This window comes from Gluconacetobacter brunescens, from assembly GCF_048695475.1.
GTDB lineage: Bacteria > Pseudomonadota > Alphaproteobacteria > Acetobacterales > Acetobacteraceae > Gluconacetobacter.
The window spans coordinates 2,038,841-2,063,448 of record NZ_JBLHEN010000001.1 but is presented as its reverse complement, the minus strand read 5'-3'; the positions used below and the strand labels follow the sequence as shown (position 1 = coordinate 2,063,448).

Here is a 24,608-nt window from a genome sequence, read left to right as displayed (position 1 = left end):
GAAAGCGTGATCGTGTCGCGGCAGGTCTTCGTTCTTTTTTGAAAAAAAGAACCAAAAAACTTTGATTCGGTCAGGAGCCTTGTGCTGGGGACATACGATGTCCCTGAACGATTAAAAGTCTTTTTGCTTCTTTTTCTTCAGAAAAAGAAGAGACCTTGAGAGCGCCCACGGCACCCAACAGTACAGGGAAACGTCCGACATGGATGGAATCATCGCGTCCGCGTCCTCCGAGGTCGAAGGGAGCAGCCATCCGCCACGGCGTGCACCATCGTGCGTCTTCGTCATTTTCGGCGGCGGCGGCGACCTGACCAAGCGGCTGCTGGTGCCCGCCATCTATAATCTGGCCTGTGCCGGCCTGCTGGACGACGATTTCTCGATCGTCGCGGTCGACTGGGCCGACCTGTCCGACGACGTGCTGCGCGCGCAGTTCAATGAGGCGTTGCAGGAATTCGTGGCACGGCGCGGCACGGCCGCCACGGCCCTGCGCGAGGATATGTGGCACTGGCTGAGCAGCCGCATCACCTACCTGCGCGGCTCGTTCGAGGAAGCTTCGACCTATGCCAGCCTCGGCGAGCGGATCGGTTCGGGCAATGCGGTGTTCTACCTGGCCGTCGCCGCCCGCTTCTTCGGCTCCATCGGTGATCGGCTGGGGGAATCCGGCCTGGTTACCGAAACCAACGGCACCTACCGCCGCGTGATCGTCGAAAAGCCCTTCGGCCACGACCTGGCCTCGGCGAAGGAACTCAACCGCCGCCTGCTGGGCGTGCTGCGCGAGCGGCAGATCTATCGGATCGACCATTACCTGGGCAAGGAAACGGTCCAGAACATCCTGGCCCTGCGCTTCTCCAACGGCTTCTTCGAGCCCCTGTGGAACCGGCAGAACATCGACCACGTCCAGATCACGGCGGCCGAGACTGTGGGCGTGGAACGGCGCGGCCGCTTCTACGAAGGCACGGGCGCCCTGCGCGACATGGTGCCCAACCACCTGATGCAGCTTCTGGCGATGACGGCGATGGAGGCCCCGGTCTCCTTCGACGCCGACGCGGTGCGCGACGAGAAATCCAAGGTGCTGAAGGCCGCCCATTGCATGGGCTCCGACGACGTGGTGCGCGGCCAGTATGTCGCCGGCATGCTGAATGGCGAGGACGTTCCCGCCTATCGCGACGAGCCCGATGTGGCGCACGATTCCCAGACCGAAACCTATGTCGCGATGAAGCTGGCGGTCGATAACTGGCGCTGGGCGGGGGTGCCGTTCTACCTGCGCACGGGCAAGCGCCTGGCCGAGCGCCGGACCGAAATCGCGATCCATTTCCGCCACGCGCCCTACGCGCTGTTCCGCGACACGCCGGTCGAGCGGCTCACGCCCAACATCATGACCATGCACATCCAGCCCACCGAGGGCGTGACGTTGCAGTTCGGCGCCAAGGTACCCGGCCCGACGGTGCGTCTGGGCGGGGTGCGGATGAAGTTCGATTACTCCGAATGGTTCAGCGACGGCCCCAGCACCGGCTACGAAACGCTGATCTACGATTGCCTGATCGGCGACGCCACCCTGTTCCAGCGCGCCGACAATATCGAGGCCGGATGGCAGGTCGTGCAGCCGGTGCTGGACTGGAGCGCCCGCCCCGGTGCCGCCCCCCTCTGCGCCTATGCCGCCGGCTCGTCCGGCCCGGTCGAGGCCGACGCCCTGCTGGCCCGCGACGGCCGCCACTGGCTGGCGCTGGGCGCATGAGCGTGCCGCAAGCGCAAACCCGTCCCGGCCCCTCGGGGCGCGTGCGGATGGTCGTCTCCGACATCGACGGCACGCTGGTCACGCCCGACAAGCGCCTGACGCACGGCGCGCTGGACGCGGCAAAGGCCCTGCGCGCGGCGGGCATCACGCTGTGCCTGGTCAGCAGCCGCGCCCCGCGCGGCATGGAGATGTTCCTGGGCCCGCTGGGCATCGACACGCCCTATGCGGGGCTGAATGGCGGGCTGGTGGCGCGGCCCGATGGCACCATCCTCTCCCGCCTGTCGCTTGCCCCGGAGACAACGCGCGAAGCGGTCGCCACGCTGCACGAGGACGATGTCAGCGCGTGGCTGTTCATCGGCCGCGACTGGCTGATCACCGACCTCCACGGCCCCTATGTGGCGCGCGAGCGCGAGACGGTGCGGACCGATCCGGTGGTGGTGCCCGATTTCACCGGCCATTATCATGATGTCGGCAAGATCATGGGCGCCTCGACCGACTTCCCCCGACTGGCCCAGGTCGAATCCCGGCTGGCCGCCCTGCTGGCCGGCCACGCCAGCGTCCACCGCTCGTCGGAATATTATCTCGATATCACTCACCCCCAGGCCAACAAGGGCTATGCGGCGATGGAACTGGCCCGCCTGATGGGGGTCGATATCGGCGAGGTGGCGTGCATCGGCGATATGAACAACGACGTGCCGATGCTCGACGAAGCCGGCGTTGCCATCGCCATGGGCAATGCCCCCGACGCGGTCAAAACCCACGCCCATTTCGTCACCGCCGCCAACACGGCCGACGGCTGGGCAAAGGCGATGCAGGATTATGTATTGCCGCGCGCTTGAAACGCGGGGCGTTGCCCCGCACCCCACCAAAGGCAGTCGCCTTTGGAAACCAGTCGAACGAACAGGGGTGAAGGGGACGACTGTCCCCTTCCGGGTTCGGGCAGAGCCCGACCGTCATGGAGGGCAAGGCAATGGGCACTGAAGCGAACCAGATCCGGCTGGTGCTGGCCGATGTCGACGGCACCCTGGTCACGCGGGAAAAGATCCTCACCCCCCGCGCCATCCGCGCCGTGGAGCGCCTGCGCGAACGCGGCATCCTGTTCACCATCACCAGCGGCCGCCCGCCCCTGGGCATGAAGATGGTCATCGACCCGTTGCATATCGACCAGCCGATCGCCGGCTTCAACGGCGGCATGATCGTGCGGCCGGACTATTCGGTGATCGAATCCCACACCCTCACGCCCGAGGTGGCGCGCCGCACGCTGGCGATCCTGCGCGACCACAAGGTCGATCCCTGGGTCTATAACGGCAATGACTGGATCGTCTCCAACGCCGACGCCCCGCATGTGGCGCGCGAGCAATGGACGGTGAAATTCCCGCCCAAGGTCGCGGCCGATGTGGGTGCCGCGCTGGACCAGGTGGTCAAGATCACCGGCGTCTCCGACGATCTGGAATTGATGAAGCGGGTCGAGCACGACCTGCAACAGGCGCTCGGCGATGCGGCCTCCGCCGCGCGGTCGCAGCCTTATTATGTCGATGTCACGCACCACGATGCCAACAAGGGCGGCGTGGTGGCGGCGCTGGAGCGGCTGCTGGGCATTCCGGCGGCGCAGATGGCCACACTGGGCGACCAGCCCAACGATGTGCTGATGTTCCGCCCCAGCGGCCTGTCCATTGCCATGGGGCAGGCGTCGGACGAAGTAAAGGCGCAGGCCACCCATGTCAGCACCTCGTCCGAGGAGGAAGGATTCGCGGTGGGGGTCGAGCGTTATATTCTGGGGGAGAGTGCCTGATGGGCCATGACGTAACGAGCGGCCGGCTGGTCGTGCTGGCCGATGGCGAGGCGATCGCCCGCCACATGGCCGAATGGCTGACCGAACTGGCGCTGGCCAAGACCGACGGCCCGTTCGTGGTCGCGCTCTCCGGCGGTTCCACACCCAAGCGGCTGTACGAGATCTTGGGCTCGGCCGAGTACGCCACCCGCTTTCCATGGGCGCGCACCCACCTGTTCTTCGGCGATGAGCGGTTCGTGCCGCCCTCCGACCCGGCCAGCAATTACGCCATGACACAGGCGGCCCTGCTGTCGCATGTCGCCATCCCCCCGGCGCAGGTGCATCCCATGCCCACCGACGGCGACCCGACGCAGGCCGCCGCGCGCTACCAGGCGGAACTGCAGGCGCTCTATGGCGCTACGGAACTGCAGCCCGGCCGGCCGCTGTTCGATGTCGTGCTGCTGGGGCTGGGCGATAACGGCCACACCGCGTCGCTGTTTCCCCGCCAGCCGGTGCTGCGGGAGCGCAAGCTGTGGGTTTCGACCTGCGTGCCCGACGACGCGCCCCACACCCGCCTGACGCTGACCTACCCGGCGATTCATTCCAGCCGCCATGTGGTGTTCATGCTGGCCGGCGCGGCCAAGCGCGAAGTCTTCGCCCGCGTCCGCGCCGGCGATCCGGCCGAGCCCGCCAGCCACATCACCACCGAGGGCGGCCTGACCTGGCTGGTCGACAAGGCGGCTGCTGGCGTATGACGATCGGTGGATAAAAACGAGTGGACCGCCGGGCACGACCCGGCAGGCCCCGGAGAGGGAAGACGATGAGCGGCCAGAATTCCGACCCGATGGTCGAACTGAAACGCAGGGCGGCCGAGGAAGCCGCGGCGATGGTGCAGGACGGCATGGCGGTGGGCCTGGGCACGGGCAGCACGGCGGCGCTGATGATCGACGCGCTGGGCCGGCGCTGGGCGGAAGGCCTGCGCTTCGTCGGCATCCCGACCTCCGAGCGCTCGGCGGAACAGGCCCGCGCGCTGGGCATCGAACTGGTCGATTTCGGCAGCCACCCCCAGCTCGACCTCGCCATCGACGGCGCGGACGAGGTCGAGCGCGGCTCGCTGGACCTGATCAAGGGCCTGGGCGGCGCCCTGCTGCGCGAGAAGATCGTGGCGGCGGCGGCCCGGCGCTTCGTCGTCATCGTCGATGAGGGCAAGCTGGTCGATCACCTGGGCAGCCGCTCGCCGGTCCCTGTCGAGGTCACGCCCTTCGGCTGGGAAAGCACGGCGCGCCAACTGGGCGAACTCGGCGCGCGGGTGGCGCTGCGCATCAAGCGCGACGGCGAACTGTTCGTCACCGACGGCGGCAACCTGATTCTGGACTGCACCTTCGGCCCCATCGCCCACCCCAAGGCGCTGGAGGCGTCGATCGGCGGTATCGTCGGCGTCATCGAAAGCGGCCTGTTCGTCAGCCGCACGTCCGAAGTCATCGTGGCCGGCCGCCAGGGCCTGACCCGCCTGGTGGCGGCATGAGCGCGCCGGAGCTGGAGCGGCACGCGCCGCTGCCGGTGGCGGCGGGGATTCCCCCGCATGTCATCGTGCTGATGGGCGTCTCGGGCAGCGGCAAGACCTCGGTGGCCGAGGGCCTGCACAATCTGCTGGGCTGGCCGTTCCAGGAAGGCGATTCCCTGCACCCCAGGGCCAATGTCGAGAAGATGGCCGCCGGCATCCCGCTGACCGACGAGGACCGCCTGCCGTGGCTGGAACTGTGCCACGCCTGGATCGCGGAGCGCCTGGCCGATGGCGGCGGCGGCATCCTCACCTGTTCGGCGCTCAAGCGGTCCTATCGCGACATCCTGCGCGGCAGGTCGCACCGGGTGACGTTCATCTATCTGGACGTGCCGAAGACGGTGCTGGAAACCCGGCTGGCCCGCCGCCAGGGCCATTACATGCCGCCCAGCCTGCTTCCCAGCCAGCTTGCGACCCTGGAAGTCCCGACGCCCGACGAGCACGCGCTGATCGTGGAATGCGAGGGCCCGCCCGCCGAGGTCATCGCCCGCGTTCTCAGCGAGATCCGCTATCACATCGGCCACCTCTGAGAGCCTGAGCGAAAATGCGCGCTGGCGGCGATCCGACGCGCGTTTCCTGCGCTCCGCTCCGATGCTCAGAAACACACGCCGGGCGCGCCGCTTACGCGGCGCTCTCGCTCACCAGCCCACATTTTCGCTCAGGCTCTGAGGCGCTGAAATCGCCGCGCCGGCGGATGTCGGGGGATCATGTCGGGACGATGATGTCGGGTGCTGTGACGTCGGTATGGCGGAATGCGGTGCGTTCCGTCCTCATGCTGCTGCCGGCCGTGCCGCTGGTGCTTCCGTCGCCGCTAATGGCCAGGGCGCGCGCGCAGCACGCAGCACCGGCCGCTCCGCCACCGGCCACGCCACCGGCCGCGCCGGCGGCTGGCGTGGCGGACGACACGCCGCCGTTCCCGCAGGCGAACGCCTGCATCGCCCATGTCCTGTCGCTGCCGCTGCTGACGGGCGAGGGCAGCCCCGGCGTGGCGATCACGCTCAATGCCGCCAAGGGCATGGCCTTCCTCAGCACGTCGCAGGAAGCGCTGGGCGTCTTCGAACGGCCGGGCCTGGAATACGAGCATAGCCGGACGTTGCAGATGAAAACGATCACCGGCCCGGCCGAGGCGTTCGAAACCACCGTCGACCGGCTGGCACTCGGTCGCGGCACGGCCCAGCATGTCCCGGCCGTCACCCTGGGCCAGATGGACGACAAGGTGGCGGGCCTCCCGATCCTGGGCGTGGTGGGCTACGACATCCTGGGCAATTACGACGTGCTGATGGATTTCCCCCGCCACGTCGTCACCCTGTTCAAGGAGACCGGCGCCGCCGCATGCCCGCCCTTGCCGGCGCTGGTCGGCGCACATTCCTATGCCGCGCTGCTGATGCCCAATCCGCAGGGCATGGACGTCATGGTGCAGGTCGCGCTCAATGGCGCGCTGCTGGGCATGCAGGTCGAACCCGGCTCCAACGCCTCGATCGTGCGCACGGCCGATGCGGCCGATATCGGGGTCGGGAAGGCGGACCTGGCGGCCGACCCGCGCTCGCGCACCGATGCCGGCAACGCCATCATCGGCCGCCGCCACCGCTTCGCCCCGGTCGCGATCGGCACCTGGCACGGCGCGTCCCTGTCCGCCGATGTCACCAATGCGCAGTTCAACGTGCTGGGCATGGATTTCTTCCGGGGGCGGCGGGTGCTGTTCGCCTTCCCCACCCGCATGTTTTATTTCTCCGATGTCCAGCCCGACGCGGCCGGCGCGGCCTCGGCCAGCCTCAGCCTGGCACAGTCGCGCCTGGCCGATGTCCAGGTGCAGCAGGATGAGGGCGACACGCCGCCCCCACCTCCGTCCGCCTCGGCGCCACCCCCCGCGCACTGACCGGTCCGGAAACTTCACGGAGTGGAGACGTTGTATCCCCACGAAAAACAAGGGGATTATCCATGCGTCTGTTCGTCCACGCCGCCCTGGCCACCGCCCTGTGCTGCGTCGCCCTGACGGGGTGCAAGAAGAAACCCGAGACCCTGGGCCAGAAGATCGACAATTTCGGCAACAAGGTGCAGGACACCGTGGACCCGCCGAAGGGGCCGGCCGAAAAGCTGGGCCGCAAGATCGACCGCGCCACGCAGTAACGGCGGCGGGGGCGGCGGGGCCACGCCCTTTACAGGGTGTCGCGGCCTTTTTAGGAAGAGATATCAATCCCGCAGTCCCGACCCATGGCCGCCATGCCCAGCCCGTCTTCCGGCGACTCCGCCGCCCTTCGTCATACATTGTTCGAAGACGCCTACGCGCTGGTCATCGGCTGCTCGCTGATCGTGCTCGGGCTGGCCTGCCTGCATCACGCCGGGCTGGTCACGGGCGGCGTGGCCGGGGTGGCGCTGCTGCTCTCCTACGTCCTGCCGCTGTCGGCGGGCACGCTGTTCACGCTGATCAACATCCCCTTCCTCATTTTCGCCAGCCGTACCATGGGCTGGGCCTTCACGATTAAGACCTTCCTCGTCAGCAGCAGCATCACCCTGTTCGCGCTGCTCTTCCCCCACATCATGACCCTGGGCTTCGTCGCCCCCCTCTGGGCCGCCTTCTTCGGCGGCACCGTCATCGGCATGGGCATCCTCTCCCTCGCCCGCCACCAGGCCGGCGTCGGCGGCACCGGCGTGGTCACGCTATGGCTCTACAAGAACCGGGGCTGGAACGTCGGCAAGGTCCAGCTCGGCATCGACTGCTTCATCCTGGCCATGTCGACCCTCAGGATCGACCTGCCCCATGTCGGCCTGTCCGCCATCAGCGCCATCGCCATTAGCGGCGTCGTCGCCACCTTCCACCGCCCGGGCCGCTATACCGGCTATTGAAAGCATGGCCGGGCAGGCGGCCTTCCCGGGGCGTCGCCCCGAACCCCACCAAAGGCCGGGGGCCTTTGGAAACCATTTTGGGTTGGGTGTGCTGATTGCAAATGTGACCGCTTTGCGGGGGAGAACGGAATGTCGGCTTTTAGATTCGAAAAGTAAAGAAGTAGACAGTCGTGTGATATAGGGATCGATATAAAACAATTGATCGAATTTTAACCACCTTGAGGTATATTCATGAAAGTTCTTGCTCCGTGTTTTGAATGCACGTTTTCTTCTAACCCTCGCTTTGAATCCCAGTTGGTCGATTATTTCGACGACGGCGTTGCATTCGTAACATGTTCTGTAGGGCACAAATTTGCTGTCATAGTGCAAGCTCAAAAATTTGAAATACTTTTAAATTCAGGAGCTGCGGCGCTTCTAGAAGGGTTCACGCTTGAGGCGTGTGCCAGCTTTTCAGCGGCCCTCGAACGCTTCTATGAATTCTTTATCAGAAGTTCTGCAAGAAGCAGAAAAATTTCCACTGATCTATTCGATGAGATGTTCAAGACTATGGCGCAGCAATCAGAAAGACAGTTTGGAGCTTTTCTGATGCTATATCTCTTGGAGTTCAATGAGCCCTATAAAGAAAACCCAAAGATAAGAACGTTTAGAAATAAAGTTATACATAAGGGAGAGATACCAAAAAAAGATAAAGCTACTGAATTCTGCTCTTGGGTATACGACGAGATAAATAAAGTTTACCAAAGTATGTCAGATAAAGGCGATAATTTTTTCCTACAAGAAGCCACTATGGAAATGATCGTCAGTCGTCGAAAAAATATACCAAACGACATGCATGTCGCAACGGCTGGTGAGGCAGGTATTTTTCCTTTGTGTCATAAAGATCAAAAGGCCTCTTTTAGTGAAGCGTTAGAGGATTTCCGGAAATCGCGTGAAATGTTGCGGGGAACAGTTATTGACCCCTTTCCAATGGGCAGACATGGCCATTCAGAGTAAAATTAATATTGTATTTGTATGTCGACCGCCCTCAGGTTTCAGCATGACGCTGGCAGCCTACGTCCGGTTTTGTGAATCCATTAGTCCCGGTTAAATGTCCGAAATGTGGGCGAATGCTGACACACTCGCCAACCTCACAATCACCTGACGAATGGGGGTGAAGGGGGCCAGGCCCCCTTCCGGGTGCAGGGCAGCGCCCTGCGTACCATACCAGAACAGATAAATCCCGGCCCCCTGTGGGAGGGCCGGGCCAATCCTCAGAAAGCCGTAGAAACGGTACCCGTCATGGTAAAGCGCGGTTCGACCATGAAGGAGTTGCCGTAGCCCAGCGTGGGGGCATTGCTGCCGCTATAGACATAGTGCGAATTCAGGTCGCTGCCCCGATACACCACGCCCATCGGCCCGGTGCGAACGATCGAACCGGTCAGGTTGGTGAAGTTCAGGCGGAAAGTCGGCGATTTCGCGAACAGGAATGCCGGGAAGTGGTAGCCCAGCGACAGCGTGTCGGTCACGTAGCCCGGCATGCGCTGGTCGCCGGCAATGCTGACCGATTGCGGGCCGGTGTAATGCAGGCTGCCGTTGGCGAAGAAGCCCTTGTAGGTATAGGTCAGGCCGAAATTCGCCATGATGCGCGGCGCCATCACCGCCTGCGAGCCCTTCGAGTGGATCAGCGTGTTGGTGTAAGGGTCCATCACGTCGCTGTCCTGCGTCGCATGCAGATACTCGAACGACGCATAGGGGCTGAACCCGTGGATGGAGCGGCCCGAGATCATGGCGTCGAAGCCGCGCATCGTCTGGTTGCCGATCGACATCGGCGAGAAGCTGTTCATGCCGACATACTGGTTCACGATGCGGTTCGTGACGTTGTAGTTGAACAGCGACATATCGAAGATGATGTATTTGTCGTGGTAGCGATATCCCAGCTCTTCCTTGATGGAATACTGGTTTTTCAGGAAATTCGGCCCGGATGCCAGCCAGCCCATATCCACCGCGCTCGGCTGGCGATAGTCACCCTCGGCATTGATATAGATCTGATGATGCTCGTTGAACGTGTAGCCGATCGAGAGCTGCGGCAACGGCTCGGTGCGGTTGTTGCTGCAATGCTGGAAGTCGCCGCTGTTGTCGCAGACCGACCCCTTCACCTTGGTGCCGTCGATATTGGCAAAGCTGGATGTCCAGCTATTGATCATGGCGAACTTGAAGCCCGCGTGGATCACCAGCCGGTCCTGCAGATATTTCGCGGTATCCTGGATGAACAGCGAATGGATCTCGTAGCCGGCATTCTGGCCGAAGGTGAAACCGCCGGTCTTGTACAGGTTCCACGGGCTGGGCGGCGTGCCGTCGGCATTGGTGTTGCCCGAGGGGTAGGACTGGTTGGTATAGGTGTTTTCGTACCAGTAACCCAGCGAGAGCGTGTTGTGCGGGTCGATCTGGTAGCCCAGCTTGGCAACCGTGCCTACGCCGCGCGTGTCGTTCTGCAGGAAGAAACCGGTCTGGTTCGGGCCGCTATAGGGCGTGCCGTCGTCGTTGGAGATGGGGTTGTTCGGCGACGCATCCCAGCCCTGGCCGAAGGTGAAATAGGGTTGCAGGTCCAGGCTAAAGCGCGCGGGCAGCACGATATGCACCGGCGCGGTCAGGAAGACCTGGTTCCAGTGGTCCTTGCTGTTCATCCAGTAATTGTCGTTCTTGGGATTGGCCGAACGGCCCCAGCCCTGGCCGGTATGCTTGTAGAGGTAGAACTGGTCCTCGGTCGGGTAATTGTCGATGGTGAAGTTCTCGTTGTTCCATGACAGGAACAGCTTGGCGGTCGAGCCGTTCTGCCAGTCCTTCTGGAGGCCGAAATCCAGATGATGGCGCTCGTTGATGCCCGAACCCATCCACGACCGGCTATGGGTGTTCGAGAACGAGACATAGCCACGCACGCCGGTATTGCCGATCTCGCCCGATTCCAGGCGCAGGAATTCGCGCGACATATTGTTGGTGCCGTAGGAGAAATCCATCAGCCCGCCGAACTTGTGCGCCGCCGTGTGGCTGCGCTCGTCCATCACGCCGCCGGCGGCGGACATGACGGGCAGGTCGGTTCCCGAACTGCCGGGGGTGACGTTGACCTCTTCCAGGTTCTCGGAATCGATGTCCTCGGCCATGTATTTGGCCGCCGCCGCCGGGGCACCGTCGACCATCAGCCCCATGTCCAGGTCGGTCAGGCCGCGCACCTGGATCATGCCGCCCTGCATGCCGGCGGTATCGGGCGTCGAGACGCTCAGGCTGGGCAGGTTCTTGACCAGGTCCAGCGCCGTGCTGGTCGGCGCGCGCATGTCGATATATTCCTTGGCGACCGTCTGCACGGCATGCGGCGCCGTCTCCAGCCGCATCATGCCGCCGCCGCCGTTCAGCGCCTGGCGCGAAGAGGTGACCGAGATATCCTCCGCCGCAGCGGCACGCGGGGCGGCGGCGCGCACTGGGGTGCCGGTCGCCGGAACGGCGCGGGCGGGCACCGGCGCGGCGGCGGACGGAGTCCTGGTCGTGGCCTGACTGTTCTGCCCGGTCGCCGCGCGCGCGCCCTGCGGCGCGGCGGCGATACAGAACACGCCGGCCAGGCAGGTCATCGCCTGCAACCGGCCCCGCAGTCCGGGCATGCGGGAGAGATACGTCATTCCACGATCCTTTTCAGTTCGTCCTTCGCGCGTCCGGTGCGTGCCGGCCGCGGGTCGCGCCACCCATGATGCCGAGACGGGCGAGGCTGATAGCCCGTCTTGCTACGAAAGGCGAATGATCGCCCTCCGGATCGGTTCGTCATCGAAATTACGGAGGCGGCGCAGGCACCTCAAGGATAAAAGAAACATCAGTCTGTTGCCGTTTTGAGCACGCCTGTCGGCCGGGCCCCGGGGCCCGCCGGCCCGGCCCCGATCAGGATTCGGGCGTCACCAGCCAGCTCGCATGCGCCACCGCATGCGCGGCGCTCAGATGGGCGATCACCCGTTGCAGTTCGGCCCGGTCCACGGCGGTGCTGGTCAGCGTGGCGGCGATCTCCACCTGGTCCGCGCCCCGCTCGGTCAGTTCGACATCGGCCACGGGAAAGCGGGCCTGCTCCAGATGCGCCACCAGCAGGTCGCGCAGCGTGTCGACATGCGCGCGGTCGGTCAGCAGGCTGACGGTATAGCTCGCCTCCACCCCGCGCCCCTGGAGCGGAATGCGGTCGATGGCATTCACCAGCGGCCGCAGCAGCGTGTTGCCGGCAATGACGAACACCGTCAGCAGCCCGCCCTCGGCCAGCATGTCGCAGCCGGTGCAGGCGCCCACGGCGGCCGAACACCACAGGGTGGCGGCGGTGTTCAGCCCCTGCACATTGGTGCCGTCCTTCATGATCACCCCGGCGCCCAGGAAGCCGATGCCCGACACGACGTAGGAAATCACGCGCACGGCCTCCACGTCGCCGGCAATCCGCTGCGCCAGGTCCACGAAGGCGGCGGCCCCCACCGCCACCAGCACATTGGTCCGCAGCCCCGCCGTGCGCTGCCGGTACTGGCGCTCGGCACCGATCAGCGTGCCGAACAGGAAGGCCGAGAGATAGCTGACGATCGTGTCGAGGAAGGCCGGCCCGTTGAATGTCTGGATAAAATGCATCGCGTGAGGGCCTCCTGGAGGCAGTTTCAGGAATGCCGGTTGGCGTCGACGGTTACTATTACGGTGGCGCGGGGCCGTAAATGAAGGTCGACAGCGCCCGTGGACGAGGGGCCGCGCGAGCAGTTCGCTCTCGCCGATGATTTCGATCACCGCCCTGGCCGGCTGGCGTTCAGGGGGCGGGCGCTTCGGTCTTGAACACCAATGTCACCCGCAGGGCCGGGCATGTGCGCGATACGCCCCGCGCGACATGCGGCATGTCGCCCCGGAACAGTACCAGCCGATTGGGTTTCGGATAGATCGAGGCGATGACATCGCTGTGGTCCCGGTCGAAAAAGACCGTCTCCCCCGCCCAGTTCGGATGCCATATGCGATGGGGATAATAGATGCAGGTATGGCTGGAAGGCGCCGTCGAATCCGTATGCAGCGTGCCCTCCGCCCCGAACGGCATGGCATTGGCATAGCAGCGCACCAGCGAATGGCCCTTCAGCAGCGTGCCGTTCAGCAGCGTCCAGAACCGGAACAGCAGGTCGGAGGTCTTCCGCAGTTCGTCCGCACAGTCCGGCGGCGGCCACCGGCCATCCTTCACGCTGTACAGCCCGGTTTTCCGGTAGCCCGCGAAATGCTTGTGCCAGAACGAATAGACATCGGTCCTGGAGCGCGACTTCCACCCGAACTCCCATTCCGGGGCCTGAAGAAAACGGTCGATCCGCTCCCGATCTGCCTCGCCCAGAATATCGTCATGGCATGCGACGCGCGGAATGCCCGCGTCCTCGCCACTCCCGTCAGCGGAAGCTGTCATGTCCGCACGCACGCCACGGCCCGGGCCATCGCCATGTCGCATCAGGCCGCAGGATCTGCTCTAGCCGTCATCTCCGTCATCGCCGTGATGGCGGGCGCGATGATGGCCGGAATCATCGCCGTCATCGCCGTCTCCATCGTCGCCGTCATCCCCATCATCGCCGTCGTCCCCGTCGTCACCATCATCCCCATCCTCTCCGTCATCGCCATGCCGGGCATGATGCCGCCGGGCAGGGGCTTGCCCGCCGGTATCGCCCGATCCGGCGCGGCTCTGCGCGGTGGTGCCATCCGTGGAACTGGCAGGGGAGGGCTCCTGGGCGACCGCGTCCACGCCGTCCGTCATGGCGGATGCGCCGGGGGCATAGAGTTCGCCCAACATGCCCACACTGACGACGACCGTCGCCATATAGCGCCGTTTCTTCATGTATTCCGCCTTTCGCTGTCTGGCGTGGGCCGGGAGCCGAACCTGTTCGTTAAACAGGTCGGACGTCCAGAAAAAGGCAGCACAGGACAATTTCCGGTGAACCGGGCGATAGACTCCTGGAGCCTGACCGAAAATGCGGGCTGGTGAGCGAGAGCGGCCCGCCAGGGCCGCGCCCGGCGTGTGTTTCCGAGCATCGGAGTGGGGCGGCCCTGATGGCCGTGAACACCGAAGCACAGGAAATGCGCGGAGGACACGCCGCCAGACCGCATTTTCGGCCAGGCTCCTACAGGTCGCGATCCTGTGCCGCCGTATCCGCAAGCAGGATCACCGCATCCTCGCTCGCCATGACGACGAACTGCTGCTCGCCATCGATGCGCGCCCCGTCGCCGGGGCCAAGGCCGGCATTCTCCAGCGTAACGGCGCCGCGCACCACCACCAGGTAAAGCGCGCGGCCCGGCGTCGTCTGGTAGCACGCCCCTTCCCCTTCCGGGATGGCCGCATGCAGCAGGCGCGCGCGGGCCCGCAGCACCACCGGCGCGCCATCGGTAATGGTGCCGCTCTCCTCGGGATCATCCTCCGGAAAGCCGGAGGCGAGAATGCGGAATCCCCCATCCTCCAGCCCGGCAAAGGCCGGCCGCGCCTCCTGCGCCGGCGTGCCGCCCTCGTCGTCGGGCAGAAACCAGAATTGCAGGAACGACGCCCCGGCCGCCCCCGCCCGCCAGTCCATCGACAGGCACCCGGCGGCGGTCGAGAGCAGATGCAGCCCACCAGCCCCGATGGCCTCGTCGGGGAACAGGTCGCTCCGCGCCGTCAGCGCGCCGTCCACCACCCAGGTGGCGATATCGACATTGCGCTCCGGCCCCAGCACGTATTCCGCATTGGCCGCCAGATGCCCCGCATTGACCACGCGCAGCCGCCCGTCATGCACATGAAGCGGGTCCTGAAACGAGGCGAAGGCAAAATGGCAGTGCAACAGCGCATCGCCCTGCCGCACATCGCCCAGAGTGCTCGCCCGCCGGATGCTGATCATCGGGTCCCGATCCTTCTCGTCAGCCGTGCGATGCCGGGGTGGCGTCAGGATAGGTGCCCTCCCACCCGCCGCCAAGCGCGCGGTAAAGCTGCGTCACCGAGCGCGAGATCTCGGTCGTCGCATCCACGAAGCGCGCCTGCGAGGCCAGAAGCTGGTTCTGCACCGTCAGCACGGTCAGGAAGTCCGAGGCCCCGGCCTTGTACTGCATCCGCGCGGTATCGACCGCGATCTCGTTCTCCCGCACCGCCTCGCGCAGCCGGTCGCGTTCCGATTGCGCGGTCGCCAGATCGGCCATCGCGTCATCCACTTCCTGCCACGCCTTCAGCACGGTCCGCCGCAGCATGATCGCGGCCTCCTTCTGCTGCGCCTTGCGCAGACGAAGCTGCCCCGTCAGCCGCCCGCCCTCGAACAGCGGCAGGGTCGCCGTCGGCCCGAACCCGTACTGGCGCGAGGCCCACGACCCCAGCCCGCTGAATTGCAGCGCCTGGATATCGAGGCTGCCCGACAGCGTGATGCGCGGGAAGAAATCCGCCACCGCCACGCCGACGCTGGCGGTCGCGACATGCAGCCGCTCTTCCGCCATGCGGATATCCGGCCGCCGCTCGGCCAATTGCGACGGCAGCCCGACCGGCAGGTCGGCCGGCACCGGCGGAATCGGCGCCGGCTTGCCAAGCCGCGCATTCAGCGCCCCCGGCTCCCGCGCCACCAGAAAGCTCAACGCATTGAGCAGATGCACCTGCTGGCGCTCCAGTGGAGACCGCTGGGCCTCGAAGCCACGCAACTGCCCCGTCGAATCCGCCACATCCAGCCGCGTGGCGGCCCCCCGGTCGAAGCGCATCGTCGTCAGCCGCACGCTGTCGCGCGCAATGGCGATATTGTGGTCCAGAATCTCCAGCCGCGCCTGCACCCCCCGCAGATCAATGTAGTCCTGCGCGGTCTCGGCCATCAGCGACACCAGCACGTCGCGGCGCATATCCTCGCTGGCCCGCATGGCCGCCGTGGCCGCCTCGACCTGCCGGCGCACATGGCCCCACAGATCGACTTCCCACGACGCATTCATGCCGTATTGCGGCAGGTTGAACGACGGATTGCCCACACTGCCCGGCAGCGCGGTCGGCCCGAACCCCTGCGTGCCGCTGGCGACGGTGCCGGCCTGCTCGCGCTCCATGGTGCCCAGCAGGCCGAGAATACCGTTGGTGCTGGCCCGTTCCCGCGCGTAGGACGCATTGGCCTCGGCATGCGGAAACTGCGCCGCGCTGGCAATCCGCCGCTCGGCCGCACTCTCCATCAGCCGCAGCGACGCGGCCTGAAGGTCCAGGTTCGCCGCCGCCACATCCTGTTCCAGCGCCGTCAGCACCGGGTCGTTGAACTGCCGCCACCATTGCGGATCGGTCGAGGCCATCACCGGATGGCTCGGCGCCGGCGCCACGCTCTGATGCCACGCGGCCGGGCTCTGCACCGCCGGCTTGTGATAATCCGGTCCGACCGTGCAGGCGCTCAGCGCCGCCAGACAGAGGGCAGGGGCCAGACGACGCACGGCCGGCAGCATCTCAGCGCCAGACATAACGCGCGTCATTGGCATGGGGCCCGGAGGGTTGGGAGGCGGTATCGATGCTGACTTCCACCGACATGCCGACACGCACCTTGGCCGCCAGCGGCTGGCCGGGGTCGAAGGTCAGCTTCACCGGCACGCGCTGCACCACCTTGGTGAAATTGCCGGTGGCGTTATCCGGCTGGATCGGCGCAAACGCCACGCCGGTCGCCGGCGCCAGCGAATCCACATGCGCCTTCAGCGGATGGCCGGGAAAGGTATCGACCCAGATGGTCGCGCTCTGCCCGGTCTGCACATGCGTCAACTGGGTTTCCTGGTAATTCGCCAGCACATAGGCCGCCTGCGTCGGCACCACGGCCAGGATGGCGGTACCCGGATGCACATAGGCCCCCACGCGCACCCCGCGCTCGCCGACAACGCCGTTCACCGGGGCCGGAATAGTGCAGTAGGACAGGTTCAGTTCCGCCTGCCGCGCATCACCCTGCGCCTGCAACACCTCGCCCTGCGCCCGCGCAAGCTGCGCCTTCAGCACGTCGACCTGCCGCACGGCGCTGTCGGTCGCGGCCTCGTCGCGCGCCATGGCGGCTTCGGTTTCCTTCTCGCGCGCCTCGGTGGCCTGCTTCTGCTCCACCGTGCCCGCCCCGCCCGACGACAGGTCGCGATAGCGCGCCATGTTCTGCCGCGCGAATTGCAGCGTCGCCTGGTCGGCCTGCACCGCCGCCCTGGCCCCGGCAATCACCGAATCCTGCCGCGCCAGCTCGGCCTCCAGGTTCGCCACCGCTCCTTGCGCGGCCTGCAACCGGCCACGGGCCACATCCAGCGCCGCGCGGTAATCGTCATCCTCGATATGCGCCAGTTCCTCGCCGGCGCGCACCGCCTCGTTATCCTCGGCCAGCACGCGGTCGATCCGGCCGGAGACCTTGGGGGCAACGGCGGTGAAATCGGCGGTCACATAGGCATCGTTGGTATATTGGTCGATACCGTTGCCCATCACCAGCCGGCTGCCGCCCCAGGCGGCAAGCGCGAGCACGATGGCGGTACTGCCGGCATAAAGCAGGGGTTTTCTGTAGATCATGCGATAGGGTCCGCGAGGTTCAGTGGGCGGGAGCCGTCGCCGACGGCGGGCGAGGCGGATAGACGCGACGGGGCAGGACGACGTTCAGCACGGCGTAGAACAGGCAGACCCAGATCAGGATGAAATAGATATCCGCCAGCCCGAGCACGAGCGCCTGCTCGTGGATAAAGGTGTGAAAGACCTCCAGCGCATTGCGCGCCACATGCCCGGCATCGGGCGAGGTCCCGGCAAGCTGCTGGCCGATCGGCTCGCCCAAGCCCTGCAACGCCAGCCCGTGCGTGCCGTGATGGTCGAGCAGCATGGTGGAGTGATATTGTTCCCGCCGCCGCGTCAGCGCGGCGAACAGCGCGAACGCCACCGCATTGGCCAGTCCCTTGAGCATGTTGACCATGCCCGAGATGAACGGCCCGTCCGCCGGCCCCAGCGCCAGTGTCGCCAGCATCAGGGTCGGGATCACCGTCATCGGCTGGCCGAACACCTGCAAGATCTGGATGATGTAGAAATTGTCCCGCACCCAGTCGGGCGTCAGCCAGGTGCCGAACCACGCCGCCGCCGCCAGGCACAGCATCCCGCCGGCCAGCACATAGCGGCAATCGACGCGCCGGCTGTTGCAGATGGCCGCGATCAGCGGAAGCATGATCAGTTGCGGCAGCGCCACCACCAGCGAGACGGGCGCCATCTGGATCGGCCGATAGCCGCGCACCTCGGCCAGATAGGTCGCCGGCAGCTCCGCCATCAGGCTACAGATCGCCAGAATGCCCACCAGCGACAGCAGCGAGGCCTGGATATTGCGCGACAGCCAGTAACTGATCTTGAAATACGGGCTGGGATGAAAGGATTCGTTGACCAGGAACACGACGAACGCCGCCCCGCCCCAGAAGGCCAGGTTCGTGATGACGGGCGAGCGGAACCAGTCCAGCCGGTCGCCCTGATACAGCACGATCACCAGCGAGCAGATCGAAGGCAGCCCGACCAGCAGCCCGAACCAGTTGAATTTCTCGAACCGCTCCAGATGCATCGGGTCGCGCGGCAGGCCATAGGCAAGCATGGCGATCGCCAGCGCGGCCATGGGAATGATCTCCCAATACAGCCAGTGCCAGCCGACATGCTCGAACCAGAAGGCCTCCAGCGGCAGGCCCAGATTGGGGCCGAAGGTCGCACTCATGGCATAGCCGCCGATGCCGAAAACCCGAATTTCCGCCGGCAGATATTTCAGCATCACGGTCATCAGTACCGGCGGCAGGCACCCCCCCGCCAGCCCCTGGAAGGCCCGCAGCACGCACAGCGACGTAATGTCGGGCATGAAGGGTGCCGGAATCGCCAGCAGCGCCATCACCGCCGTGATGAAGATCGAAAAGCGATAGATCGAGAACGTCATGTAGAACCACGGCGTGAACGCCATGGATGCGATGTTGAACGCCTCGTAGATGGTGGTGACCCAGGTCCCCTCGTCGTGGCCCAGATGCATGGCCCCGCGAATGTCCGACAGGCCGATCTCCGTCACATGCTCGTTGAAGCCCGCGACATGCACCGCCAGCAGCATCCCCAGACAGCCGATGACCGTCCGCAGCCCGAAGGGCGGAATGTAGGACGGCATCGGCGGCGCGGCATGGATCACCGGCGCCACGGGCGCGGGCGAGGCGGCAGCCGGCGCCGGCCCGGCCGGCCCGTCCGGCGCCGCCGCACCGCCGCGCATGTCATGAGGGTCCGAAATCATGCCCGGATCATCATCGAAATCGAAACCCGGAATACCTCCATTCCGATTAGGTCAGGCTTCCACTTTCCGGAAGTGTTTCCGCTGGCCTTTTCCCTGCGTGAAAAGATAGGGTGCCCGGATGCGTGGATACGATCTCGACCTGTTGCGCTTCCTGCAGGTGCTGATTGAAGAGCAGAGCGTCTCCATCGCCGCCCGCCGGATGCATGTCAGCGAACCGGCAATGAGCCGTCATCTCGCCAAACTGCGCACCGTGTTCGGCGACCCGATCCTGGTGCCCTCCGGCCGGCACCTCATCGCCTCGGCCTTCGCGCTGGGCATCCGCGACCGGGTGCAGGCGGTCGTGCGCGCCGCCGACGGGCTGATCGAAACCCAGGTCCTGGCCGACCTGCGCAACATGGCCCCCAAATTCACCATTCGCGCCAACGATGTCGTGGTCGCCCCGCTGGCCCTGCCATTGATGCGCGCCCTGCGGCATGACTGCCCGAACTGCGAACTGGTCTTCGCGCCCGAAGTCGACGACGCCGCCAACCAGGCCCTGCGCGAGGACGCGATCGACCTCTATATCGGCGCGACCGACATGCTGAAGCCGGAAATCCGGCGCCAGACCGTCTTCTACAACATCATGAAGGCGCTGGTGCGCAAGGACCACCCGATCTTCGCCGAGGGCATCACGCCGGAAACCCTGACCCATTACGACCATATCAGCGTCTCGCGCCGTGGCCGCGCCCACGGCCCGATCGACCGCATCCTGCGCGACCAATATGGCCTGTCCCGCCGCGTCGTCCTGGTCGTCCCGCATTACAAGGCCATGATCGACAGCATGCGCGACACGGACCTCATCGTGACCCTGCCCGACATGGCCCTCTACCGCGTACCGCTGGCCGAGCGCGGCCTGGCCCTGTTCGACTACCCGTTCCCGCTCCCCCGCGTCGAAGCCTTCCAGGCCTGGCACCCCAGGCGCGACAACGACCCGGTCCACCGCTGGCTGCGCGAAACCATCTTCCGCGTCGCCCGCCAGATCCAGAGCGAACTGAACTGACCGGGTCTTGATCGGTGCGATCCTGACATGGCACGATCGGGAAACGATTTCTTTCAGGGCGCGGTCTGGATGGTTTGTTTTCGCAGGGCTTTCCGTTCCGCCGGGATCGGTGCGTTTTCCCTCATTCTAGGGGCCGCCGCGCCGCCGTCGCAACTCTCTCCCTTCGTCCATGACGGTAGCTTCGATCCCGGCGACTACGCTTTCCTGAGCGGGACCTTCCCCGGTGCTACATCCGGGCAGATCGCGGACTGGCAGTCCATCGAACATTATATCCACGCATGCCTGCATGACGCAGCACTCGCCCAAGACGCGGCACTGAAGGCAATCGGCGTCACCGCGTCGGTCCCGGAGCATTCCGGTTACCAGGATCATCTCTGCATGCAGGTCAGCATGGCGGCCGCGGCAGCAGAAGGTTTCAAAAGCCGCGATGCCTTCGAAACCGCGCTGTCCCGCAGCCAGCCCTATTTCCAGACCTACGAGGCAGCCGTCAGTACGGCCGGAAAATCCCTGGAAAGTAATCCTGAAAAGGACACGCTCGAAGAGCAGATAACCGCCCGCATCATCCCGGACCAGATGTGGCGTTTTCCCATGATGATGGGAACGATGGAGCACCTCCCCGGGCTCGATGCCGCGACATACAAGGTGCTGAGCAACCGCATCGCGCTGGCGGCCATCAATGTAGACTGGAACAATAGCCGGTGGGCGCGCCATGTTCTCGAAACCCGGGGATGGTCGGCGGTTCTCGAAGCAGGCCACAAATCGGCAGAAAGAATGTGGCTTCTCGTCCAGCACGCGGATATCGACCCGGTCTTTCAGGTCACGACGCTGCGTCAGCTCGAACCGCTTGCCCGATCAGGAAAGTTTTCCAGGCCCGGTTATGCCATGCTCGATGACCGTGTCATGCTCGCCACGACCGGAAAGCAGCATTACGGTTCCCAGCTCTCCTGCCAGAACCACCACTGGGCGCCCTATTCTCTGGATGCTGGCGGAGAAGATCCGAAAAGACTGGATGCGCGACGGGCCGAGATGGATCTTCCGTCGGAAGCCGCCTATCTCAAATATCTTCCCGCACATTGTTGAAACGCGCCTGCGCCGGGCGGCGACGCCGTCACGTCACGCGCCACCCGGGCGCCGGCAAAGGGGAGGAGCCCATGGTTGCGCGCCGCGCGCTCAGCGCGGCATCTCCGGCGGCAACGGCCGGGGCCGGCGCTCGTCATCAATGGCCACGAAGGTGAACACCCCCTCCGTCACCTTCACCGTCTCATGCGAATGGCGCGCCCGGCGCCAGGTCTGCACATGGATCGACATCGAGGACCGCCCGGTGCGCACGATGTCGGTATAAAGGCTCACCTCGTCGCCGATCAGCACCGGCTGATGCAGGATCACCTTGTCGATCGCCACCGTCACGCACCGCCCCCGCGCCCGCAGCGCGGCGGCGGTGCCGGCGGCCAGATCCATCTGCGACATCAGCCAGCCGCCGAAGATATCGCCCGCCGCATTGGCATCGGCCGGCATCGCCACCACGCGGATGGTCGGCTGGCCGGCCGGCGGCTGGGGGGCGGCTTCTGGCTGGTCTGAATCGGTCACGCAATCATCTCCCTGGCTTGGCCCGAAGCCATGCACTCAACGAAACGGGGGCTCGTCGAAACCGCGTAGCTTGCGTGAGTGCAGGCGGTCCACCCCCTGCGCGCGCAACTGCCGCATCGTCTCGATCCCCACCGTCAGATGCTGGGCCACGCGCTCGCGATAGAAGGCATTGGCCATGCCCCGCAATTTCAGCTCGCCATGCAGCGGTTTGTCAGACACGCACAGCAAGGTGCCGTACGGCACGCGGAAGCGGAACCCGTTGGCGGCAATGGTGGCGGACTCCATGTCCACCGCGATGGATCGCGACATGTTGATCTGCGTGAACAGCGCCTTCAGCCGCAATTCCCAGTTCCGGTTGTCGGTCGTCATCACCGTGCCGGTGCGCAGCCGGGTCTTCAGTTCGGAGTCGTGTAGCCCGGTCACCCGGGCCGTCACGTCCTGCAACGCCACCTGCACCTCGGCGATCGGCGGCACCGGCACCCAGGGCGGCAAATCGTCGTCCAGCACATGGTCGTCGCGCACATAGCCATGCGCCAGCACGTAGTCGCCCAGCCGCTGGGTCCGCCGCAGGCCGGCGCAATGGCCCACCATCAGCCAGCAATGCGGCCGCAGCACCGCCAGATGGTCGGTAATCGTCTTCGCATTGGCCGGCCCCACGCCGATATTCACCAGCGTGATCCCGTCACCATCCGGCCGGCACAGATGATAGGCCGGCATCTGCGGCAGCGATCCGCCCAGGGGCAGCCGGGCGGCATCGCCCCGCCGATGGATCTGGTCGCCGGGCTCCACGAAGCGGTCATATTCGCCGCCCAGATCCACCTGCGCGCGCCCGTAGTCGCGAAAAGCGTCCACATAGCGCTGGTAGTTGGTCAGCAGGATAAAGCGCTGCACATGGCGCGGCGCGGTGCCGGTATAATGATGCAGCCGCGCCAGCGAATAATCGGTGCGCTCGGCGGTAAACAGCGACAGCGGCCGGGCCTCGTCCGGGTGCGGAATCAGCGCGCAATTGGCGATGCTGTCGTCGGTGGCGTGCAGGTCCGGCAGCGCGTAATGGCGCTGCAACAGCCGCAGGTCGTCCTCGGTGATGGCGGTCACGGCCTCTTCCATCACATAAGGCAGCGGGATCGGCCGACGCGACCGCCCCACCAGCACCGGCTGGCGGTAATGATGCAGCAGGATGCCGATCTGCTCGCGCCAGTAATCGCGGAACAGTTCCGGGTGGGTCAGGGTGGTGCCGTAGAATCCCGGTTCCAGCACCACGTCGAAGGGCGGCCTTGTATCCTCGGCCAGCGGCGCGCGGCTGACGGCGAAGGCCAGGTAGGGATAGGTCGGCACCACCGGCCCGGCGGGCTGCCGCCGGCCGAAGGCCGCGCGCAATTCATGCACGGCCGCTTCATAGAGGTCGGCAATCCGCCGCACCGCCGCGTCGGCATCGTCGAAGGCTTCGAAATCCGTGCCCACACGGTCGCGGATCGCGGCGAAATCGTCACGCATGCGCCATTCCTTCCGCTGCAAGCGCCCCCCGGCGCCCCCCGGGCGCCCTCTGGCCAGGGTTCAGCGCCGGATCAGGATGTAGTTGATCGTCACGTCGATATCGAAATGGTCGCCCGTCATGTCCGGCGGCACCGGCGGCAGCTCGGCACCGTGGAACATGCCGGTGGTCGCGGCATCCAGATAGTACGATCCCGACTGGCCCGTCAGCCGCACTCCGCGCACGCGCCCGCTGCGGTCCAGCACCACATGCACGGTAGAGGCCCCGTCGTCGCCCGCGCGGGCGGCCTCCTCGGGATAATACATATGGCGGCGGATCCAGCGGTCGATTTCCTCGCCATAATCCTCGCTGACGCCCCGCACCTGCGTCTGGCTCGAATAGGGGGCGTTCAACTGCCCGTTGCGCACCACCGGCCCCACCGACAGGTCGATCGGCCCGCCGGAGCCGCCCGCGCGCCCGCGCCGCTGGCGCACCGGCCCCGGCGACGGGGCGAAGGACAGGTCCATCGGATGGTCGAACGGCGAAGGCGCATGGCTGGGCGTGCGCTGCCGGTTCGGCTGCGTATGGCGCGGCGTCGGGTGCGCCGTGGGGTGGGCCGCCTGGCCGGGGCTCTGCATCGCCGGGTTGGGCGGCTCGGCGGAAGGCTGGTCGGGCAGGGTCTCGTCCGAGGGCGTGCGCGGCAGCGTGGGTGCGGCCGGCGTCTGCGGCGACGGCACGCTGGGCGAGGGCGAGGAATCGCTGGGCTGCGGCTCGTCGGGCTGCGGCGTGGTCGGCGTCGGCTTGGCGTGCGACCCGCTGCCCCCGGCCTGGTCGGGCGAATTGCGGCCCTGCAGGCCGCTGGAGGCCGGCGGGGTGAACATCATCTCCACGGTCGGCGCTTCGGGCGCGGACGAGCCCCCGGCATGATGCCGCGCCGCCTGGAGGATGATCGCCAGCAGCACCAGATGCAGCGCGGCGGAGATCGCAAGCACGGTCGCAACGCCCGGTTCCGCCACCGTATCCGGCCGGATCATCGGCGCGCCGGACTGTTTCAGCGGGTGGTAGCCGGCGGGGCGGGCAACGGGCTCGGGGCGCAGGCCCTCGCGCCCGTGGGGGCGTTCCGGCGGTTCCGGCGCGCGTGCCGAACGCGCCCGAACATCCGCGCGCGGGATCAGGACGGGCTCCTCGGCCTGGCGATGGCGGGAGGAAGGACTGAGTGTCACCGTCATGAAGTGCCGGGAGTCTCCGCGTGGTCGCCTGCGGCGCGTGGTCTTTCGGGACCCTAGCCGCTGGCGGTCCCGTTGTCATGATATCTTGCCGTCATGATATCGTATCATGATGTCACCGTCGGCCCGGCGTTGCCACGCCGATCTCGGACTCCGGCCGAAAA

Annotated in this window: 23 protein-coding genes; 12 read left to right on the top strand and 11 right to left on the bottom strand. The window is 65.8% G+C overall.

Going from position 1 to position 24,608, the window contains the following annotated elements; all coding sequences use genetic code 11:
• The first annotated feature begins 199 nt into the window (after window positions 1-199).
• The 10 genes from zwf to ACMAUO_RS09070 all read left to right on the top strand — a co-directional run bounded on the left by zwf (window position 200) and on the right by ACMAUO_RS09070 (window position 8,901).
• Window positions 200-1,732 (top strand): glucose-6-phosphate dehydrogenase, encoded by a 1,533-nt coding sequence (gene zwf / locus ACMAUO_RS09115; RefSeq protein ID WP_420356597.1) that lies wholly within the window; start codon window positions 200-202, stop codon window positions 1,730-1,732.
• Window positions 1,729-2,571: an HAD family hydrolase gene (locus tag ACMAUO_RS09110; RefSeq protein ID WP_420356596.1), complete on the top strand. Its 843-nt coding sequence runs from the start codon at window positions 1,729-1,731 to the stop codon at window positions 2,569-2,571. Before zwf ends, ACMAUO_RS09110 begins: the two co-directional genes overlap by 4 nt.
• 116 nt (window positions 2,572-2,687) lie before the next feature.
• The gene (locus ACMAUO_RS09105) at window positions 2,688-3,524 is read left to right on the top strand and encodes a Cof-type HAD-IIB family hydrolase (protein ID WP_420356595.1); all 837 of its coding nucleotides are present in this window, start codon (window positions 2,688-2,690) and stop codon (window positions 3,522-3,524) included.
• A complete protein-coding gene (pgl, locus tag ACMAUO_RS09100; RefSeq protein ID WP_420356594.1) occupies window positions 3,524-4,258 on the top strand; it encodes a 6-phosphogluconolactonase in 735 nt (244 codons plus the stop codon). Before ACMAUO_RS09105 ends, pgl begins: the two co-directional genes overlap by 1 nt.
• Window positions 4,259-4,323: 65 nt before the next feature.
• Window positions 4,324-5,028: a ribose-5-phosphate isomerase RpiA gene (gene rpiA / locus ACMAUO_RS09095; protein WP_420356593.1), complete on the top strand. Its 705-nt coding sequence runs from the start codon at window positions 4,324-4,326 to the stop codon at window positions 5,026-5,028.
• Complete coding sequence (locus tag ACMAUO_RS09090; protein ID WP_420356592.1) at window positions 5,025-5,594, top strand: gluconokinase; 570 nt, start codon at window positions 5,025-5,027, stop codon at window positions 5,592-5,594. Before rpiA ends, ACMAUO_RS09090 begins: the two co-directional genes overlap by 4 nt.
• Window positions 5,595-5,782: 188 nt before the next feature.
• Entirely contained in the window at window positions 5,783-6,940 is a 1,158-nt protein-coding gene (locus ACMAUO_RS09085; protein WP_420356591.1) for a retropepsin-like aspartic protease, read from the top strand.
• A 62-nt stretch (window positions 6,941-7,002) separates the two neighbouring features.
• Window positions 7,003-7,191, top strand: coding sequence for a hypothetical protein (locus ACMAUO_RS09080; RefSeq protein WP_420356590.1), 189 nt, complete (start codon window positions 7,003-7,005; stop codon window positions 7,189-7,191).
• 84 nt (window positions 7,192-7,275) lie between these two features.
• Complete coding sequence (locus tag ACMAUO_RS09075; protein ID WP_420356589.1) at window positions 7,276-7,908, top strand: YitT family protein; 633 nt, start codon at window positions 7,276-7,278, stop codon at window positions 7,906-7,908.
• A gap of 231 nt (window positions 7,909-8,139) precedes the next feature.
• On the top strand, window positions 8,140-8,901 hold the full coding sequence (locus tag ACMAUO_RS09070) for a hypothetical protein (protein ID WP_420356588.1): 762 nt from the start codon (window positions 8,140-8,142) through the stop codon (window positions 8,899-8,901).
• Window positions 8,902-9,158: 257 nt separating this feature from the next.
• Here ACMAUO_RS09070 and ACMAUO_RS09065 read toward each other — a convergent pair whose 3' ends face one another.
• The 8 genes from ACMAUO_RS09065 to ACMAUO_RS09030 all read right to left on the bottom strand — a co-directional run bounded on the left by ACMAUO_RS09065 (window position 9,159) and on the right by ACMAUO_RS09030 (window position 19,001).
• Complete coding sequence (locus ACMAUO_RS09065) at window positions 9,159-11,555, bottom strand: TonB-dependent receptor (protein WP_420356587.1); 2,397 nt, start codon at window positions 11,553-11,555, stop codon at window positions 9,159-9,161.
• Window positions 11,556-11,808: 253 nt separating this feature from the next.
• A complete protein-coding gene (locus ACMAUO_RS09060) occupies window positions 11,809-12,525 on the bottom strand; it encodes an MgtC/SapB family protein (protein ID WP_420356586.1) in 717 nt (238 codons plus the stop codon).
• A gap of 169 nt (window positions 12,526-12,694) precedes the next feature.
• Window positions 12,695-13,324 (bottom strand): 2OG-Fe(II) oxygenase, encoded by a 630-nt coding sequence (locus ACMAUO_RS09055; protein ID WP_420356585.1) that lies wholly within the window; start codon window positions 13,322-13,324, stop codon window positions 12,695-12,697.
• Window positions 13,325-13,384: 60 nt separating this feature from the next.
• Window positions 13,385-13,747 (bottom strand): hypothetical protein, encoded by a 363-nt coding sequence (locus ACMAUO_RS09050; protein ID WP_420356584.1) that lies wholly within the window; start codon window positions 13,745-13,747, stop codon window positions 13,385-13,387.
• A 283-nt stretch (window positions 13,748-14,030) separates the two neighbouring features.
• Window positions 14,031-14,777, bottom strand: coding sequence for a pirin family protein (locus tag ACMAUO_RS09045; protein ID WP_420356583.1), 747 nt, complete (start codon window positions 14,775-14,777; stop codon window positions 14,031-14,033).
• 19 nt (window positions 14,778-14,796) lie between these two features.
• Complete coding sequence (locus tag ACMAUO_RS09040; RefSeq protein WP_420356582.1) at window positions 14,797-16,341, bottom strand: efflux transporter outer membrane subunit; 1,545 nt, start codon at window positions 16,339-16,341, stop codon at window positions 14,797-14,799.
• The gene (locus ACMAUO_RS09035; protein WP_420356581.1) at window positions 16,328-17,404 is read right to left on the bottom strand and encodes an HlyD family secretion protein; all 1,077 of its coding nucleotides are present in this window, start codon (window positions 17,402-17,404) and stop codon (window positions 16,328-16,330) included. Before ACMAUO_RS09035 ends, ACMAUO_RS09040 begins: the two co-directional genes overlap by 14 nt.
• A 19-nt stretch (window positions 17,405-17,423) precedes the next feature.
• Window positions 17,424-19,001, bottom strand: coding sequence for an MFS transporter (locus ACMAUO_RS09030; RefSeq protein WP_420357243.1), 1,578 nt, complete (start codon window positions 18,999-19,001; stop codon window positions 17,424-17,426).
• Window positions 19,002-19,239: 238 nt separating this feature from the next.
• Here ACMAUO_RS09030 and ACMAUO_RS09025 point away from each other — a divergent pair, with 238 nt between their 5' ends.
• On the top strand, window positions 19,240-20,160 hold the full coding sequence (locus tag ACMAUO_RS09025; RefSeq protein ID WP_420356580.1) for a LysR family transcriptional regulator: 921 nt from the start codon (window positions 19,240-19,242) through the stop codon (window positions 20,158-20,160).
• A 378-nt stretch (window positions 20,161-20,538) separates the two neighbouring features.
• Window positions 20,539-21,240, top strand: coding sequence for a DUF6624 domain-containing protein (locus ACMAUO_RS09020; protein ID WP_420356579.1), 702 nt, complete (start codon window positions 20,539-20,541; stop codon window positions 21,238-21,240).
• Window positions 21,241-21,330: 90 nt separating this feature from the next.
• Here ACMAUO_RS09020 and ACMAUO_RS09015 read toward each other — a convergent pair whose 3' ends face one another.
• The 3 genes from ACMAUO_RS09015 to ACMAUO_RS09005 form a co-directional block, all read right to left on the bottom strand.
• Complete coding sequence (locus ACMAUO_RS09015; RefSeq protein ID WP_420357242.1) at window positions 21,331-21,675, bottom strand: acyl-CoA thioesterase; 345 nt, start codon at window positions 21,673-21,675, stop codon at window positions 21,331-21,333.
• Between the two features lie 108 nt (window positions 21,676-21,783).
• Window positions 21,784-23,241: an AMP nucleosidase gene (locus ACMAUO_RS09010; RefSeq protein ID WP_420356578.1), complete on the bottom strand. Its 1,458-nt coding sequence runs from the start codon at window positions 23,239-23,241 to the stop codon at window positions 21,784-21,786.
• A gap of 60 nt (window positions 23,242-23,301) precedes the next feature.
• The gene (locus ACMAUO_RS09005; protein WP_420356577.1) at window positions 23,302-24,447 is read right to left on the bottom strand and encodes an energy transducer TonB; all 1,146 of its coding nucleotides are present in this window, start codon (window positions 24,445-24,447) and stop codon (window positions 23,302-23,304) included.
• Between the last annotated feature and the right edge of the window lie 161 nt (window positions 24,448-24,608).

Coding starts and splice junctions, on each gene's coding strand:
- ACMAUO_RS09075 (WP_420356589.1), top strand. CDS start 7,276: ATGGCCGCCATGCCCAGCCCGTCTTCCGGCGACTCCGCCGCCCTTCGT.
- ACMAUO_RS09070 (WP_420356588.1), top strand. CDS start 8,140: ATGAAAGTTCTTGCTCCGTGTTTTGAATGCACGTTTTCTTCTAACCCT.
- ACMAUO_RS09060 (WP_420356586.1), bottom strand. CDS start 12,525: ATGCATTTTATCCAGACATTCAACGGGCCGGCCTTCCTCGACACGATC.
- pgl (WP_420356594.1), top strand. CDS start 3,524: ATGGGCCATGACGTAACGAGCGGCCGGCTGGTCGTGCTGGCCGATGGC.
- ACMAUO_RS09105 (WP_420356595.1), top strand. CDS start 2,688: ATGGAGGGCAAGGCAATGGGCACTGAAGCGAACCAGATCCGGCTGGTG.
- ACMAUO_RS09045 (WP_420356583.1), bottom strand. CDS start 14,777: ATGATCAGCATCCGGCGGGCGAGCACTCTGGGCGATGTGCGGCAGGGC.
- ACMAUO_RS09055 (WP_420356585.1), bottom strand. CDS start 13,324: ATGACAGCTTCCGCTGACGGGAGTGGCGAGGACGCGGGCATTCCGCGC.
- ACMAUO_RS09015 (WP_420357242.1), bottom strand. CDS start 21,675: ATGCCGGCCGATGCCAATGCGGCGGGCGATATCTTCGGCGGCTGGCTG.
- ACMAUO_RS09040 (WP_420356582.1), bottom strand. CDS start 16,341: ATGTCTGGCGCTGAGATGCTGCCGGCCGTGCGTCGTCTGGCCCCTGCC.
- rpiA (WP_420356593.1), top strand. CDS start 4,324: ATGAGCGGCCAGAATTCCGACCCGATGGTCGAACTGAAACGCAGGGCG.
- ACMAUO_RS09010 (WP_420356578.1), bottom strand. CDS start 23,241: ATGCGTGACGATTTCGCCGCGATCCGCGACCGTGTGGGCACGGATTTC.
- ACMAUO_RS09110 (WP_420356596.1), top strand. CDS start 1,729: ATGAGCGTGCCGCAAGCGCAAACCCGTCCCGGCCCCTCGGGGCGCGTG.
- ACMAUO_RS09020 (WP_420356579.1), top strand. CDS start 20,539: ATGCAGGTCAGCATGGCGGCCGCGGCAGCAGAAGGTTTCAAAAGCCGC.
- ACMAUO_RS09005 (WP_420356577.1), bottom strand. CDS start 24,447: ATGACGGTGACACTCAGTCCTTCCTCCCGCCATCGCCAGGCCGAGGAG.
- zwf (WP_420356597.1), top strand. CDS start 200: ATGGATGGAATCATCGCGTCCGCGTCCTCCGAGGTCGAAGGGAGCAGC.
- ACMAUO_RS09065 (WP_420356587.1), bottom strand. CDS start 11,555: ATGACGTATCTCTCCCGCATGCCCGGACTGCGGGGCCGGTTGCAGGCG.
- ACMAUO_RS09025 (WP_420356580.1), top strand. CDS start 19,240: ATGCGTGGATACGATCTCGACCTGTTGCGCTTCCTGCAGGTGCTGATT.
- ACMAUO_RS09090 (WP_420356592.1), top strand. CDS start 5,025: ATGAGCGCGCCGGAGCTGGAGCGGCACGCGCCGCTGCCGGTGGCGGCG.
- ACMAUO_RS09085 (WP_420356591.1), top strand. CDS start 5,783: ATGATGTCGGGTGCTGTGACGTCGGTATGGCGGAATGCGGTGCGTTCC.
- ACMAUO_RS09035 (WP_420356581.1), bottom strand. CDS start 17,404: ATGATCTACAGAAAACCCCTGCTTTATGCCGGCAGTACCGCCATCGTG.
- ACMAUO_RS09050 (WP_420356584.1), bottom strand. CDS start 13,747: ATGAAGAAACGGCGCTATATGGCGACGGTCGTCGTCAGTGTGGGCATG.
- ACMAUO_RS09030 (WP_420357243.1), bottom strand. CDS start 19,001: ATGCCGTCCTACATTCCGCCCTTCGGGCTGCGGACGGTCATCGGCTGT.
- ACMAUO_RS09080 (WP_420356590.1), top strand. CDS start 7,003: ATGCGTCTGTTCGTCCACGCCGCCCTGGCCACCGCCCTGTGCTGCGTC.